This window comes from Catenulispora acidiphila DSM 44928 (assembly GCF_000024025.1).
GTDB classification, from domain to species: Bacteria; Actinomycetota; Actinomycetes; order Streptomycetales; family Catenulisporaceae; genus Catenulispora; species Catenulispora acidiphila.
Map to the genome: position 1 here is coordinate 505,229 of NC_013131.1, position 16,097 is coordinate 521,325.

At 70.5% G+C, this 16,097-nt stretch carries 12 protein-coding genes; 1 reads left to right on the plus strand and 11 read right to left on the minus strand.

The features are described from left to right. Positions 1-370: 370 nt before the first annotated feature. From pstB to CACI_RS02275, 11 genes are all read right to left on the minus strand, one after another. Entirely contained in the window at positions 371-1,219 is an 849-nt protein-coding gene (gene pstB / locus CACI_RS02225; protein ID WP_012784695.1) for a phosphate ABC transporter ATP-binding protein PstB, read from the minus strand. Between the two features lie 30 nt (positions 1,220-1,249). Further along, positions 1,250-2,569, minus strand: coding sequence for a sortase (locus CACI_RS02230; RefSeq protein WP_049871438.1), 1,320 nt, complete (start codon positions 2,567-2,569; stop codon positions 1,250-1,252). A gap of 10 nt (positions 2,570-2,579) precedes the next feature. Beyond that, positions 2,580-3,083 (minus strand): hypothetical protein, encoded by a 504-nt coding sequence (locus tag CACI_RS02235; protein WP_012784697.1) that lies wholly within the window; start codon positions 3,081-3,083, stop codon positions 2,580-2,582. Continuing rightward, the gene (locus CACI_RS02240) at positions 3,080-4,237 is read right to left on the minus strand and encodes a WxL protein peptidoglycan domain-containing protein (RefSeq protein WP_012784698.1); all 1,158 of its coding nucleotides are present in this window, start codon (positions 4,235-4,237) and stop codon (positions 3,080-3,082) included. The genes CACI_RS02235 and CACI_RS02240 overlap by 4 nt, the downstream gene beginning before the upstream one ends. Positions 4,238-4,384: 147 nt before the next feature. Further along, entirely contained in the window at positions 4,385-5,962 is a 1,578-nt protein-coding gene (locus tag CACI_RS02245; RefSeq protein WP_012784699.1) for an Ig-like domain-containing protein, read from the minus strand. Between the two features lie 58 nt (positions 5,963-6,020). Further along, positions 6,021-7,019, minus strand: coding sequence for a substrate-binding domain-containing protein (locus CACI_RS02250; RefSeq protein ID WP_012784700.1), 999 nt, complete (start codon positions 7,017-7,019; stop codon positions 6,021-6,023). Beyond that, positions 7,016-9,865: a hypothetical protein gene (locus CACI_RS02255; protein WP_012784701.1), complete on the minus strand. Its 2,850-nt coding sequence runs from the start codon at positions 9,863-9,865 to the stop codon at positions 7,016-7,018. The genes CACI_RS02250 and CACI_RS02255 overlap by 4 nt, the downstream gene beginning before the upstream one ends. Continuing rightward, positions 9,862-11,574, minus strand: coding sequence for a phosphate ABC transporter substrate-binding protein PstS (locus CACI_RS02260; RefSeq protein ID WP_012784702.1), 1,713 nt, complete (start codon positions 11,572-11,574; stop codon positions 9,862-9,864). Before CACI_RS02260 ends, CACI_RS02255 begins: the two co-directional genes overlap by 4 nt. Then, positions 11,571-12,905, minus strand: coding sequence for a PstA family ABC transporter permease (locus CACI_RS02265; RefSeq protein ID WP_012784703.1), 1,335 nt, complete (start codon positions 12,903-12,905; stop codon positions 11,571-11,573). Before CACI_RS02265 ends, CACI_RS02260 begins: the two co-directional genes overlap by 4 nt. Before the next feature lies 1 nt (position 12,906). Further along, positions 12,907-14,028 (minus strand): phosphate ABC transporter permease subunit PstC, encoded by a 1,122-nt coding sequence (gene pstC, locus CACI_RS02270; protein WP_012784704.1) that lies wholly within the window; start codon positions 14,026-14,028, stop codon positions 12,907-12,909. After that, positions 14,025-14,417 (minus strand): hypothetical protein, encoded by a 393-nt coding sequence (locus CACI_RS02275; protein ID WP_012784705.1) that lies wholly within the window; start codon positions 14,415-14,417, stop codon positions 14,025-14,027. The genes pstC and CACI_RS02275 overlap by 4 nt, the downstream gene beginning before the upstream one ends. Before the next feature lie 409 nt (positions 14,418-14,826). Between CACI_RS02275 and CACI_RS02280 the strand changes: the two genes are divergently transcribed. Then, on the plus strand, positions 14,827-16,074 hold the full coding sequence (locus tag CACI_RS02280; RefSeq protein WP_012784706.1) for a serine hydrolase domain-containing protein: 1,248 nt from the start codon (positions 14,827-14,829) through the stop codon (positions 16,072-16,074). Positions 16,075-16,097: the final 23 nt, after the last annotated feature.

Genomic DNA, 16,097 nt, shown 5'->3' on the forward strand with positions numbered 1-16,097 from the left:
ATTAGGACACGCGGGATGCGGTAATTTGTTGTGAACGACAGGTTCTGGAGCAGGCATGATTACGCCCCGTAGGCTTCCTCGGCAGGCCCTCGCGGCGAGGACCCGCTTTGGCGTAATGGCGATGTCCCGTTGTTTACGGCGGGCGCCGCGGCGCCTGTGATTTAAATCGCTTTAGGGTTCTGCTGGTCCGAAGTAAGTTTTTTGACCGGTTTGGGAAGGAGCTCGGTTTCAGCGGGCTGAATTCCGGGTCGGTCGCGGCGGCCGGACAGTATCGGTGTCCGGCTGCCGTGCCGACTGCTGTCGGCGGGCGGCGGCGGGCGGCGGCGGGTGGGACCGGGCATCGGCGGGCATCGGCCGGCGTCACCCGGCGTCAGCCGAATCGTCCGTTGACGTAGTCCGACGTCCGCTGGTCCTGCGGCGAGCTGAACATCGCCCTCGTCTGCCCGTGCTCCACGATGCGTCCCGGAGTGCCCGCCGAAGCCAGGAAGAAGGCGCAGCGGTCGGAGACGCGGGACGCCTGCTGCATGTTGTGGGTCACGATGACGATCGTGACGTCGGAGGCGAGTTCGCGGATGGTCTCCTCGATCCGGTTGGTCGATGTCGGGTCCAGGGCCGAGCACGGCTCGTCCATCAGCAGCACTTCCGGGCGCACCGCGAGCGAACGCGCGATGCACAGCCGCTGCTGCTGACCGCCCGAGAGCGCGCCGCCGGGCTGCTTGAGGCGGTCGGACACCTCGTTCCACAGACCCGCGCGCGTGAGGCAGGACTCGACGATGTCGTCCTGCTCCGACCGGCTGCGGCGGGTCCCGGTGAGCTTCAAGCCGGCGGTGACGTTGTCGTAGATCGACATGCCGGGGAAGGGATTCGGCTTCTGGAAGACCATGCCGATCCGCGCCCTGGCCTCGGTGAGACGGACCCGCGGGTCGTAGATGTCGCCGCCGTCCAGCAGGACCTCGCCGGCCAGCGCCGCCGACGCGACGAGCTCGTGCATCCGGTTCAGGATGCGCAGGAACGTCGACTTGCCGCAGCCCGAGGGCCCGATCAGTGCCGTGACCTGGCCGCCGGGCATGGTCAGCGAGACGCGGTCGAGGACCTTCCGGTCGCCGAACCAGGCCGAGACGGCGCGGGCTTCCAGGGTGCCGGGCAGGTGCGGACCGGCGGCGTCGGGGCGGTCGTCAACAGCCACCGCACCGGCGTGGCTCAGATCGCTGTCAGTCATCGCGTTGCTCCAGCATCGTGTTATGGGAAATCAGGTCAGATTCGGCAACAGCAGGGCGATCCGGTCCGCGAGCGTCAGCCCCACGACAAGCAGCACCGGCACAGCGACCAGCCACGTCTTGGCCCGCCCCCACCGCGGCCCGGCCCAGAACGCCAAAACCGTCGCGCCCGCCAACACCGCGGTCCAGGCGGCGACATCAGGCCGCGCGTACCGGTCCTCGCCCATCGCGGACTCCTCAGCGCCGGGATGCGGAACCGGAGCCGGCGGGGTCGGCTGAACGTCCGAGATCAGGTCGGCATCGACGTACAACGCACCATTCGGCGTATACGCGGCACCGGACGCGGTGACCAGAGTCAGGCGGCCCAACTGGCCATGCAGCCGCGCAGGTTCCGGGTCGCCGCGCCGCCGGACATCCGAGACGCGGTAGTCCGCCACCCCCTGACCGGTCGTCACCTCGACGCGATCCCCAGGCTGCAACTGGTCGAGATACCGGAACGGACCGCCGTACCCCGAGGCACGCGCCATGATCACACTCGTCCCCGCCTGCCCCGGCAAGACGGTGTCCCGCCGCAAACCCGGCCCGGACTCCAAAACCGCCGCACCAGTCCCCTCCCCGACAACCTCATCAACCCCGACACTCGGAATCGCCAAGACCGCCACCGGCACCCCCGCCCGCAACATCACACCCCGAAAATCCCGCCCACCAATCGGCGCCGTCCCCGCAGCAAGCTCAGCACGAAAAGCCGCATACGCAACCTGCTGATCACGCCGATGCTCAAACCGCCCCAGCACACCCACCTCAGCGACAAACGTCGAAAGACCAACCCCCACCGTGCACACCGCAACCCCAGCCGCACGCAGCACAAACGGCCTGTCCAGCCACGACGGAACCAGGGAACGCACCCACCGAATCAGCCGCAGCAAGGACCGAAGCGGCTGGCGCGCGCCGACGCGCGACGCGAAAAGGCGGAGGCGGCTGGGGGCGGGCTCGGATTCCGATCCCTCGCCATCTGCGATCTCGGCATCGCCATCGCCATCGCCACCGCGACCAGTCTCGCTAATGCCACTGGTATCGCCACTGCTACCGCTATCGCCATGACCGTCGCCATCGGCCTCGGCCTCGCTACCGGTATCGGCCTCGCCACTGCGATCGACCTTGCCATCGCCACTGTCATCGCCACCGGCCTCGGCGTCGCCATCTGGATCGGCCTTGGTAGTGCCACCGCGACCGCCATCGACCGCGGCATCGGACCTGGCTGCTGCATCGATCCCAGTGTCAGAGTCCGTCTCGATGTCCGTGTCTTCCTCGAAGCCGTCGTTCGAACTCTGTCTGCTTGGGTGCGCGTTCATCGGCCGGCGCTCAGATCGCGGTGAGGGTGAAGGTCGCGGCGCCGCTTCCGCTCGGGTACAGCGCTGCGCTCAGGAGCGCTGTTCCGAGGCTTGCGCCGGGCTGCGTTGAGGCCAGGGTGCGCGGCTGTTGCAGGCTTGGTCGCGGTCCGGTTTTCGGGCCCAGGATTACCGATTCGCCGGGCGCCGCCGAGAGCAGGTCGGGGTTCCAGGTCAGGCCGGCGGTTTCGTGGCTGGTGAGGATTACCGTCACGGTCCAGCCTGGGTCCTCGGTGCGGTTGTCCGTCACGGTGATCGGTTGGAGCTTGCTGGTCAGTGCCGGTTGTCGGAGTGGCACGCTGATCACCAGGGAGCCGGGCGCCATCAGCGTCGACACGGTGATGTCGCCGCCGCCGAGTGCTGGGCCGGATGTCGCGCCGGTGTCAGCCATGGCCGAGGAACCAGCGTGCAGCCACGCCGTCACGATGATCACCGTCAGCGCCGCTACGCGCGCGGGCGAATCAGTCGTCCCGCTCATACGTCCTCTGCCTTTCCGCTTTCCGCCTTCGACGCGGCGCCGGCAGTGGCAGTGGCGGCGGCAGTGGCAGGCACCGCGGTCTTCTTCGCCGGAGCAGTCTTCGCGGCTTTCGCTTTCGCCTTCGCGGCCTGCTGCTTACGCACCCGCACCCGCACCCGCCGCCGCCACACCCACACGCCGCCGAAAGCGCCGAGCGCCAGGAGCAGCAGGATCATGGGCCACGGGATCGTCGCCACCGACGCGCTCTCGTCCACGGCTGCCAGCACCGGATCGATGTCCCCGACGACCGGTGTCGGCACGACCGAGATGTGCGCCGTGGAGCTGAAGGACGGCAGCACCGACTTCACCGTCGCCGTCACCCGCTCCTGGTCGCCGGGCAGCAGTTCCTTGACGTTGGCGAGGGGCAGGCTGGGCTTGGAGCCGCCGAACAGGCTGGTGACGTGCACCTTCTGTGTTCCCGACAGCCGGACGTTCCCGGTGTTCGCGACGGTGTAGGACACGGTCATCGTGCCGCCGCCGAACGGGTTCGAGGAGGCGTGGTAGGACGTTGATATGTGGCTCACGGTCAGCTGTGCCTTCAGCGTTCCGGGGACGCGCACCTGCAGCCGCGTCCCGACGCGGGACTCGACCGCGATCTGGCCGCCCTTGGCGTCCGCGGCCTGCGTCGTCAGCGACAGCATGATGCCGCCGACGTGGTCGCCGGGCTTGGCGTCGGCGGGGACGGTCAGCGTGAAGGGCAGGATCTTCGAGGACTTGGCGGCCAGGGTGACGCCGGTGGTGGGGAAGGACACCCACAGGCCGACGTCGCGCGGCTTGGTCGCCAGTGGCAGGACCGTGAAGCCGCCGTCCGCGGTGTTATAGGCGTCGGTCGCGTAGATGCGCAGGGTCAGCGGGCTGGTGCTGTAGTTGGAGACCGCGACGTAGTCGGTCTTCTTCGCGCCCGGCGTCGCCTGGTAGGTGAAGGAGTCGCGGGTCTTGTCGCGCGCGGTGGCGGTGGCCGGCTGGATGCCGAAGGTCGCCGCGCCGGCGGTCGGCGCGGGCGCGGGCGCCGGATCGGTCCTCGGCGGGGTCCCGGCCGACGCCGGGCTCGTCAGGAGCACACCGGCCACGGCCGTGGCAGCCAGCACCTTGATCAGGGAACGGAGACGGGGCATCGCCTGGTCCTACTTTCGACGGAAGCGGGGGTGGTGCGCCGGTGCGGCAGCCGGGCGGTATCGGTGCCCGGCTGCCGCTCCTTGCTCCTCAGTGGAGGTGACAACGCTCCGGCTGATGACTCAGATCACTCAGATGACTCAGATGACTCAGATGACGGTCAGCGTGAGCGTGCTCTGATACGTACCGGCCGTGGTCGTGGTCGGGACGTTCAGCGCCAGCGTCGCGCCGATCTTGGCGGTGCCCAGGCCCGCGCCGGAGGCGGCGGAGACCAGGGTCCGGGACTGCGACAGGCCCAGCGCGCCGTTGTCGGAGGCCGCGACACCGTTCGCCGGGGCGACGGACGGGCCGGTGGTCAGGGTCTGCCCCGCCGAGCCGGTCGGCGTGCCGGGGGTCCACCCCAGGTTCTCCGCGCTGATCTGGACGCTGCCGCCGGTCTGCGCGAACGCCGTGGCCAGGCCCGAGGCGGTCCAGCCGGGGTTGCCCGCGCGGTTGTCGGTGACGGTCACCGTCTCCAGCGAGCCGGAGGTGGTGAACAGGGTGCCGTTGCTGTTCAGCGCCGGGTCCGGCAGGGAGACCTGGCCGGTCGGCACGCTGATGTTCAGCGAGCCGGCGTCGACCGTGGTGGTGATGGTCTCCGTCGCGGTCGGCGGGACGTACTTGGTGACCGTGAACGGGACCGCCGGCGAGGCGGAGGAACCGTACGCGGTCGTGTTGGTGGGAACGAACGACGCCGTGAGGCTGTGCGAGCCCAGCGCCAGGGCGGTCGTGTTGAACACCGCGGAGCCGTTGCTCACCGCGACCGTGCCCAGAGACGTCGCGCCGTCCATGAACGTGACCGAACCGGCGGCGGTCGCCGGCTGCACGCTCGCGGTCAGGTCGACGTTGCCGCCGGCCACCTGCGCCGAACCCGGGGTGCTCACCAGCGAGGTGGTGGTGGCCACCGGACCGGCCTGGCCGACGGTGTAGGTAGACGCCGCCGAGGTCGAGTTGGCGAAGTTCGCGTCGGTGGAAGTGAACGCGGCGGTGATCGTGTGCGCCCCGACCGCCAGCGAGCTGGTCTGGTAGCTCGCCGTGCCGTTGGCCACCGCGACCGGGGTGGCGTTGAGCGCGGTCGCGCCGTCGAAGAACGTGACCGAGCCGGCAGCGGCCGGGTTGACCGTCGCGGTCAGCGTGACCTGGGAACCGAAGGACACCGGGCTGGTCGGCGCCAGACCCAGCGTGGTGGTGGTCGGCGTGCTGGACGCCGAGCTCCACGCGGTCTCGCTGGTGAACGTCAGCTGGCCGGCGAAGTCCGCGCCCACGGTGTTGCCCAGCGCCGGGATGCACTGGACGTCGATCGTGTACGGGGTCTGACCCGAGGCGTTCGGGTCCAGCTTGGTGACCGCGTAGTTGGTCGCCAGCTGCCGCAGGTTGTTGGAGATGGCGATCTCGTAGCCGGTCTGCGTCGCCGTGAGCACGGAGACCGGCTCCTTGTTGATGGCGACGGCGTTGGCCGGGAAGCCGCCGCCGGAGATGGTGGCGTCGATGTAGGTGTCGTTCGCCGGGCACACGCCCGAGGTCTCGACGTTGAACACCGAGGTGTCCGCGCCGGAGCCCGGCGAGAACGTGATGGTGCCGGAGGCGGCCGCCGACGCGGTGGCGGCGCTGAGCACCGTCATCACACCGACCGCCGTGGCGGCGGCAACCGCGGTCGCCGCGTAGCGGGCGAACCTGTTGCTGAACAAGGTGTTTCTCCTTATCTGGTCGTGCGTTATCGACAGGTGAGCGGCCGGACGGCCCTCACTACGGAGCGGTGACGTTGGTGGTGCTCCCGCAGTCGGGGGCGACGGTGAAGCCGAACTTCGTGATCGTCGAGGAGTCGGCGCAGACCAGCGAGGACGAGCCGACGAACGTGGTGCTCCACGGCGCGGTCGCGGTGTCCGCGGTCGGGATCACGTTGTAGACCTCGCGCGTGACCGGGAAGCTGGAGTTGATCTGCTGCGCGGCGACCCCGCCGACGGCGCCCAGGACCGCGGCACCGCGGACGTCCTGGATGGTCTGCGACTCCTCGGCGTCGTACGACGCGATGGAGTAGGGGATGATCGCCTTGTCGGTCAGGACGCGGCCGTCCTGCTCCTCGATGGGCTGGCCGTTGGACTTGTCGGTGATGCAGGCGTACTTGCCGGCGACCACGTCCGCGTCGGTGATGCCCATCTTGCCCTCCCAGAACGAGCGGGTGCCCGATCCGGCCTGCGGCAGCATCGCGGTGATGGAGAAGTTCGGGGCGGTGCCCACCACGGTCGGGTCGCAGGTGTAGATGGACTGCAGCGTGGCCAGGTCCAGGTTGCGCGGGATCAGCGTGTCGGTGCCGGTGATGGCGTAGGTCACGCCGTCCAGCGCGAACGGCACGTAGGTCAGCTGCGCGCCGCCGGTGGCGGTCAGGGTCAGGCTGGAGGAGCGGGAGAACTGCAGGCAGCCGTCCTTGGCGGCCAGCGAGGCCAGCAGCGCGGTGCGGCCGGCGCCGGAGCCGTTCGGGCGGGCGATCTTCGAGCAGGTCGTGCCGGCCTGGGTGGCGATCGTCGTCGAGCCGGTGGCGTCGTAGGAGCCGATGACCTTGGTGCCGCCGACGGTGAGGTCGTTCGACAGCGCGTTCATCACCGGGGTGGTGGTGTCCGAGCCGACGCCGGCCAGCTGCCGGAACTGCGGGGCGCCGCTCGGGTCGGCCTGCGCCGAACCGGCCGCGCCCAGCACGAACAGCCCGACCGCGCCGATGACGGCGAGCTTCTTCGTCTTCTGGTTCACTGTCCTGTTCCCTTCGAGGGGGACGGATCCTGGGACGGGTTCGTCTCAGGACTCTCGGGTGCCGGGACGTCAGGGGCGTCCAGGGCTTCGGGATCCGCGGGCTCGGGGGAGTCGGCGGGTTCGCCGGGTGAGTCGGGCTCGTCGGGCTCGCCGGGTTCGTCAGACTCGCCGGATGAGTCGGGCTCGCCGTCCACCGCGCCCTCAGCCGCCGCCTGGCGCGCCACCCGCAACAGCCCGGGACCGACCAGGACGCTCGCCCCCGCCGCCAGCAGGCAGATCAGCACGGCGAAGCGGATCCTGCCGATCGGCACGGCCGGCGTGCTCCCGGCCGACAGCGCCAGATCACTGGCCGGCATGGTGCCTCGCACCACGACCGCCGGACCCGGACCGGTGGGTTTCGGAAGCGGCGGATGCTGCACCGGCACGCGCGGCGGCGGCGGAGTCGAGGGCGCATGCGGCGTGACGATCGCGGCCGGACGGCTCGTGGCGCTGCTGGACGGCGCGCTCCCGATCGGCGCGGCCTCCGGCACTCCGGCGGCGGTCCGCAGCAGCTTCGCCGCCGCGGCTGTCTGCGCGGCCAGGGCGGCGGGCAGCGGTGCGTAGCCGGGCGGAAGGTCGCCGGGGTCCAGTCCCTGGATCTGCCCGGCGCTCGCGATGTAGTCCAGCAGATCGGCGTAGTGCGCGCCGTCGGCCTTCGTCAGCTTGCTCGGCGCGGTCGCGGCATAGGTGAGCGTGGTCAACGGATACGCGCCGAGGTCGATCGGGATCGGATTCGGGACCAGCATCGTCGGCGCCCCCGGACTGGGCTGCGCCGCCGCGACCCCCTTCAGCAGCGAGTCGGTGGTTGGCGCGACGCAGTGCGCGTCGAGATCCGCCGAAGGCTGCTGCCCGGGCGGCAGCAACGGATCGGGCACCCCGGCGCGGTCGTCGCACAGCCGGGCGGCCGGCAGCCCGTAGCGCGCGGCGGTCGGGGCGTCGGCGAGCACCAGGATGGCGACCTGCCCGTCCGGCTGCGGCGGTGTCGGACCCCAGGAACCCACGTTCGCGCTGTTCGGGCTCCACGAGACGCGCAGGCCCAGGCTTCCCTTGGTGGCGTTGAGAACCCCGTCGTGCATGGTGACCGGATACGGATGCAGCGCCAGACCGCACAGGGCGCTCTGCTGGTTGCGCGTCCCGGCGTGCGAAGGGTCCTGATACACCGTGGGACGGCAGTAGGGGTCGGTCGTCGGGAAGTCCTCGATCGGGAACTGCGTCCGGAGGTAGTTCGGGTTGAGGACCATGCCCGAGTAACCGGGCTGACCGTACTTACCGGTGTTGTCCGCGACTCCGCTCAGGAATTCCGATGCCGCCGGATCGCTCTTGAGCCAGGTCCACAGCTCGGTGTAGGCGTCGGCGTTGCCGAACGGGACCACGATGGAAGGGATGCCGCCGGCGAAACTCAGACCCTTGAATTGCGGGTTCAGGGTCAAGAACTCAGGGTCTTGCGTCAGGTCGCGGGGATTCTGCTTCGCCAGGTCCGATGCCGCGCCTTGTGGCGTGTCGATGGAGGAGTCGACACCCCATCGGTAGGACTGCGTGACGAGCTTCGCGACCAGCCTGGCGTTCAGATTGAGCTGGGTGAGCTGCACGCCGTTCTGCGCGGCAGGCGGGTTCGGCGGCTGCCCCGGCGGCGGGACGACCGCTTGGCTCTGGATGTAGAACGAGATCGTCAGCCCGGAGATCGCAGCCGGCGCGTAGAGCATCGACGGCAGCGGCGTGCCCGGCGTCGAGGTGACCGGTTTGGACAGGAACTGGAACCCGGGACTCGGCGAGGCGAGCTGCAGGCGCGCGGCGTCCCCGCCGATCTGCGAGAAACTGAACGGAGCCTTGGGATTGTGGGCGCACAACCCCGGCTCCCAGCTCTTGATCGCCTCGGCGAGCATCTCATCGCCCCCGATCTGCACCTCGTTCGCGCCGATCGCGCAGGCGGAGGCCGCCGGCTGGAAGGTCAGCGGGAAGACGATCCGGTTCGCCCAGTTCGTCGGGGACAGCGGCGAGGTCTGCAGGACGATGTTGGTGCCGTCGACGGTGGTCTTGCCGTCCGCCTCCAGCGTGCCGCGCGGGACCACGACCAGCCAGCACGGCTCGATCCGGGCGCCGCCGGGCGCCGCCGGATCGGCGACCGGCTGTCCGCAGCCCAGCGCCGGGGACTCGCGGACGGTGTCCAGCTGGAAGTAGACGTGGCCGGTGCCGTTGGCATAGGTCCGGGCGTAGGGGATCTCGTTCGTGTTCGAGCTGTCGAAGGACGTGGCGATCTGCGAGGGGTCCTTCACCGGCGCTGGCGGCGCGTAAGGGGACGTCGGCGCGGCGGTCGGAGCCGGGACGAAGTCCTCGTACTCCTGGTTGGGGTCGTTGGCGACGGCCGGAGGCAGCAACGGGTCCGGAATCTGGGGATTGTTCAGCCGCCTCGTGGTCGGGCCGCCCAGCGTCGTACCGCCGAACTCGCACTGCGAGGCGTCCGGACCCGCCGGGTTGTCGCCCCAGCACTGCATGATCTGGAGGTAGTCGGCGCCGAAGTTCGTGTTGTTGTTGCGCGGGAGGGTCGTCGGCGCGCCGGTCCAGCTGATGCCGATGGCCTCGTTGATCAGGTCCTGCGACTTGTCGACGGTGACCGCCATACCGCTGAAGGCGCCGGTACCGGTCTTGGTGAGCGGTGAGCTCGCGGTCTGCGTCGCGTTCGTTTTCGGGGTCGGCTGTGGTGCGGCAGCGGCAGCGGCATGCGACGTCGGACCGGAGAGCAGTCCGGAGACCGCCACGCAGACGGCGAACGCCCCGGAGACGACACGCGAGATCGTCAGGGTCCTCATGATCGGCGCCCCTTCCGTAGGCGGGACACCAGAGGCGGACCGAACACGGTCGTCAGCAGCAGAGTCGCCGCAGCCGCTGCGAGGTAGGCGCCGACCGAGTCGCCGAGCGACGTGCCGACAGAGACCGGGACCGCGACGGCGTCGGCGCCGTCGAGCGAGACCGGGGGAGAGCTCGGGGTCGTCGGCACGGTGATGACGTTGCTGGTCGAGCTCGGATGCGCCGATGGATTGCCGTTGCTGGGTCCGCTTGCGACGCCACCGGCCGTCCCACCGCCTGAGGTTCCGCCACCGCCGCCGGATCCTCCGCTGGAGCCACCGGATCCGCCGGAACCGCCCCCGGAGGAGCCACCGTGGGATCCGCCCGACGAGCCGCCTCCCGGGACCGCGGTCACGCCGTCGGCGGCGCACTGCGTGGCGCCGTTCTTGTCACACGACGGCGGGTCCGGGGCGCTCGCCACCAGAGTGTTGACCCCGCTCGAGGAGAACGTGGGGTTGTTGCAGGAGGAGATCACGATGTTCTGCACGACCGCCCCGGGGATCTTCCGGATCTGGTTGAACCCCGCCTGCACCAGGTTGATCGGCAGCGGCGAGTAACCCAGCGGCGCCATCGTGCTCTGGCCCTGACACAGCAGGTAGTAGTCGAAGGCGCTGAGCGTCACACCCTTGGCGGTGTTGAACGGCGGGGCGGTGGACAGCGGCACGATCATGTAGCTGTAGCTGGACAGCGGGTAGGTCCGCGGATCTGAGTACCCGTAGACGTTTGCCAGGTTCTCGGTGAGGTACTTCGTGGGATCCGAGGCGTCGTTGTCGATCTGTGCCTGCGTCAGGGACACCGCGACGTTCGAGGCGGTCGGCAGCGTGTAGTAGCCGGCGGCGTTGAGCATCTTCGCGACCGGGAATCCGGACTGGAGCGCGTAGGAGTACTCGGTGTACGTGATCGCGCCCTCCGAGGTGGGCTGCGCGACGTAGCCTGCGACCCCGGAGTCCAGCGACTGCGAGATGAACGCCGATCCGGCGGGCGCCGGCGGGAAGAACGAGGTCGAGCCGCAGTGCGGGGAGACCACGCGGCCCGCCGCCGAGCAGAACGAGTCCCACAGCCCGGGATACTTGGCGGCCATCCAGCCGGTCAGCTGCGCGGTGGTGCCGGAGCCGTCGGTGCGCACGACCGGGATGATCTGCCGGGCCGGCAGCGTCAGACCGGGGTTGGTCTTCGCGATCGCCGGATCGTTCCAGGTCGTGATGCCGCCGGTGAAGATCTTCGCGATCGTCTGGTCGTCCAGGCGCAGGTTCGTCACGCGGTGGCCGCCGATGTCCAGGTGGTACATGAACGCCGTGCCGCCGGCCACCACCGGCATGTACGCGAACGGCTTGTCCGGCAACGTGTCCAGGGTCCCGTTGTCGACCGAGCCGTAGGGGATGTCGGAGATCGCGAAGTCGACCGTCGCCGGGTCCGCCTTGAACTGGTTGCGGCCGTCGGAGGAGCCGGAGCCGGTGTAGCTGACCTGCATGCCGTACTGCGCGACGTCGCTGGTCCACTGGTTGACGGCGTTCTCGGCCCAGGTCGATCCGGCGCCGGCGATCGGCGCGTACTGCGTCGCCCCGGCGGTCGGCGGGCTCAGGAGTTGTGCGGCGGACAAGCCGAGGGCGGCGGAGAGCAGCAGGAGCCTGCCGCGCGGCGATCGACGGCGCCGCGGGTGGTGGCGGTTCATGACGAGTGCTCCATCGGTTCGGGGCGGTCGGCCGTCGTGGCGGCGGGTGTCGCGGATGCGGCCGCGGCCGTCGCGGGATCGGCCTGCTCGCGGGCGGCGCGGCGCGCCAAAAAGCGTTCCTGAACCCGCCTCGACGTCGCGGCCCGGCGCCGCCGCTGCCGCCGGCTGAGCTGCCCCGCGCCCCTGCCCCCGACCGCCCGCGCGGCGACGAACAGCACGAGCACGAGCAGCATCAGCAGCGCCGCCGCGCCGTATCCGCGCGTGACGTAGTTCGGCTGGCCGGAAGTGACGAGCTTGAACGTCGCCAGCGGCAGCGAGGTCTGCGGACCCTTGCGCGGGTCGTAGTTCGTGTACTGCGTGTAGCCCGCGGTGAGCAGCACCGGCGAGGTCTCGCCGATGCCGCGCGCCGCCCCCAGGATCACCGCCGTGGCCAGTCCCGACCGTGCCGTCGGCAGGGTGACGCGCAGCGCGGTCCGCCAACGGCTGGCTCCCAGGGCGTAAGAGGCCTCCTTCAGATGGCCGGGCACCAGACGGAGCACGACATCGGAGGCGCGGATGATGATCGGCAGCGTCATCACGCTCAGCGCGAGCGCGGCGGCCAGCCCTGACTTCGGGAGCCCGAGTTCGAGGATGAGCAGGGCGAAGACGAACAGCCCGGCGACGATCGAGGGCAGCGCGGTGGCCGCCGCCGCGACGGTGCGCACCAGGTTCGCCAGCCGTCCGGGGGACTCGTTCATGAACACCGCGCAGGCGATGCCGAGCGGGACCGTGATGGCCAGCGTGATGGTGATCTGCTCGGCGGTGCCGATCACGGCGTGCTGGAGACCGCCGATCGTGATCGGCTGCACGGGACCGGCGACGCGCAGGTCCTGCGTGTAGAAGTTGAGGTGGGTCAAGGACTTCAGGCCGCCCCAGATCGGGAAGCCGACGATCAGCACGAGCACTCCGGCGACCAGGATGGCGATCGAGTGCGTCACCACCGCCATCAACCGGTCGCGCAGGATCGGGCCGCTTTCGTCCGTCCAGACCAGGACCGCGTAGCAGGCGAGGAAGAGGGGATAGCTCAGGACGACGAAGCCCAGCGGTCCGGAGAACGGCGCGAACCAGGTGCTGATCAGGATGGTCAGGCTCACCGCTGCCGCCGCCGCGCCGAGGAGCGCGAACAGCGCGTCGCGTTTCAGGCGTCGGACGCGGCGGCGTCGTTCCGGTGGGCCGGCGTCGTCCGCTGCCGGTTCCGGGGGGACGGTCGTTCCGGCGTCTTCCGGTTCCTCGGTGAGGCCGGTCATGTCGGCTGCCGCGATGTCCGCGGCTGCCATGTCCGTGGCCGTCATGTCAGCCGCTGTCCCTTCCGGACCGGCTGCGCGCGATGATCGCCGACGCGGCCAGGTTGATGACCAGGGTGACCAGGAACAGCACCAGCCCGGCGGCCATGAGCGCGGACAGCTCGAACGGCGTCGCCGTCCCGTAGTGCGCGGCGATCAGCGCCGCCACCGAACTGGCTCCGGCTTGCAGGATGTGCGGCTGGATCCGGAACACCAGCGAGATGATCATGTAGACCGCGATCGTCTCGCCGAGCGCGCGGCCCAGCCCGAGCATCGCGCCGCCGATCACGCCGCCCCGGCCGAACGGCAGCACGACCGTGCGGATCACGCCCCACCGGGTGGCGCCCAGCGCGTAGGCGCCCTCACGCTCGCCCAGCGGCGCCTGCGAGAACGACTCGCGCATCATGGAGCTGACGATCGGCGTGATCATCAGCCCCACCACCGTGCCGGCGATGAAGGTCGAGGCGGTGTAGACGGTCAGCGGCGCGAGCGGGTCGTGCACCCGCGCGCCGGTCACCTGGAAACCGGGGATCCAGCCCAGATAGGTCGCCAGCCAGTGCGCGACCCCGACCGCCCGGTGCTCCAGGAACAGGAAGCCCCACAGGCCGTAGACCACGCTCGGAACCGCGGCCATCAGGTCGATGAGGCTGGTGAAGAACGGCCGCAGGCGCGGCGGGGCGTACTCGGAGATGTAGAGCGCGACCCCGAATGCCAGCGGCACGGCGATCACGATCGCGACCAGCCCGATGAGCACCGTCCCGGTCAGGATGCCCGCCACCCCGAACGAGGACGCGCGGCCGGTGCCGTTCCCGGGCGACCACGCCGCGGTGGTGAGGAAGCCGCCGCCGGCCGCGTGCAGCGCCTGCGAAGCGCGGCTGCCGAGGAAGCCGCCGATGACGGCGATGACCGTCAGGACCAGGATGCCGCTGCCGGCCAGGACCGTGAGGAACACCCGGTCGCCGCCGCGGGCCTTGAGGCGCACGGCGCGCGGCGGCTCCGCGCCGGCGGTCGGGGGGAGGTCGACGACGTGGGTCAGGGCGTTCGCCGCCGCGGCCGTCGTCGCGCCTGCTGCACCCGCTGCCGCGCTCGCCGCTTGGGCGTGACCGGCCGGCGGGATGAACTGTTCCGTCATGCCAAGCACACCCGGCCGCGCTCGTCCCGCGTCGGCGCGGGCAACTCGGCGAGCGGCACGGAGTCCAGGAAGTGCGCGAGGTTGTAGAGGTTCTCCCGCCCTCGCAGGTACGTCCGAGACGACCGTGCGACCACGACCTCGCCGATCTCCAGCCGCCAGGTCCGTCCCCCGGTGTCGGCCGCGACGCCGAGCACCGGCACCGCGTCGGCGATCCGCTCCCGCAGGAAGAGCACGGCGGCGTAGCCGGTCTCGAAGTCCACGAAGCAACCCGGCGCGCGTCCCAGGACCCGGTTGTTCCCCCCGACCAGGCGCCAGGCCGGAAGCGCCGCCGAAGCCGGCCCGCCGACCGCGCCCGGAACCGGTGCGACGTGAAAGCGAGTATGTGCCATGAGCCCGATACCTCCCCCACACCCGACAAGGACCGGACGCCCGGGAGCATCACCGGCCCAGACGTCCGCGAACACACGTTCCGTGGTTCCGTGCAGGCCGAAGGTCCCAGCCCACAGCGTCATGGCGGAGTCCGAGGTGTTAACGCCGGACATGGCGCGGCCAAACCGCAGCCGATCGCAGTGCTCTGACCTTGGATGATTCACCGCGCCCCGGCGGTGACGCACAGTGATGACCGGCGGCGGCGCCCTCAGCCGCTTTATCGACGGCTTTGCGGTCGCGCAGCGGTTGGGAGCCTCGGACGGATCACGGGGACCTCGCTCCGCCGTCCCGGTGCGCCATTGGAGGGACCGTCGGAGTGTCCTGCCCGGCTATCCGGGAACCGTCGGCCCACAGTGAACCATGCCTCGTATGAGAACTGCGCTGCTGTGCGCTGCCCTGCTGATGTCGGCCGCACCGCTGGTCGCGGTGCCCGCGCACGCCGACGCTGGTGCCGGCGCGCGGCGCGGGCCGGGCGAGTGCGCCGCCTCCCCCGCCCCGGTGTCGGGTCCGGCGGGCGATCGGGCGCGCGCCGTCGCCGACGCCGTCGCGAAGGTGCGGCACGACCTGAAGCTGCGGTCGGTGATCACCCGCGTGACGCAGGACGGCCGCGACGTGTGGACCGGCGCGCTCGGACCGTCCATGACCGGCGTCCCGGCCCGGACCGACATGCGCTTCCGCGCCGGCTCGGTGGGCATCGCGTTCATGGGCGTGATGCTGATGCAGCTGGTCGACGAGAAGCGGGTCAGCCTCGCCGACCCGATCTCGCGCTGGCTTCCCGAGGTGCCGCACGCCGACCAGATCACGCTCGGGATGCTCGGCGACTCCACCAGCGGCATCCAGGACTACGTCAAGAACCCCGCCTTCGTGGCCGAGCTGCTGGCGCATCCGTTCAAGCAGTGGACGCCCCAGGAGCTGCTCGCCTTGGCGAATCCGCAGACCCCGCTCTACGCGCCGGGCAAGAACTTCAGCTACTCGCACGCCAACTACGTACTGCTCGGCGCCGCCCTGGAGCGCATCACCCACACCCGGCTCGACCGCCTGCTGCAGCAGCGCATCTACCCCCGCTTCGGGCTGCACGCGACGGCGAACAGCTTCACGCCCGACATCCCCGCCCCCGCGCTGCACGCCTTCACCACGGCGCGCGGCCCGTTCGAGGAGTCGTCGTTCTGGAACCCCTCCTGGACCACCGCGCCCGGCGCCGTGATCACCATGGACGTCTGCGACCTCGCCCGCGCGGGCCAGGGCGTCGGCGTGGGCACGACCCTGACCCGCCAGGGGCACCAGACCTTCCTCAACCCCGGCACGGTCGGCCTGGGCACCCCGCAGCCCTACCTCCCCGGCGGCGACTGCCCCGCCGCGATCTGCATCCCGCAGACCGCGGCGGCCCACTACGGCCTGGGCGCGCTCGTGGTCAACGGCTGGGTCTTCCAGAACCCTTCCTTCACCGGTTACGCGGCCCTCATGGCCTACCTGCCGTCGCAGCACCTGACGATCGCGGTGAGCGTGACCACCTCGGCCGACACCGACCCGGACATCGTCAACGCCGGCAAGAACGTGGCCGTGGCGATCTCGCAGGCGCTCGTGCCGAGCAACCCGCTGACATTCGGGCCCTTCTAGCCGTACAACTCCCTCGCCGTCGT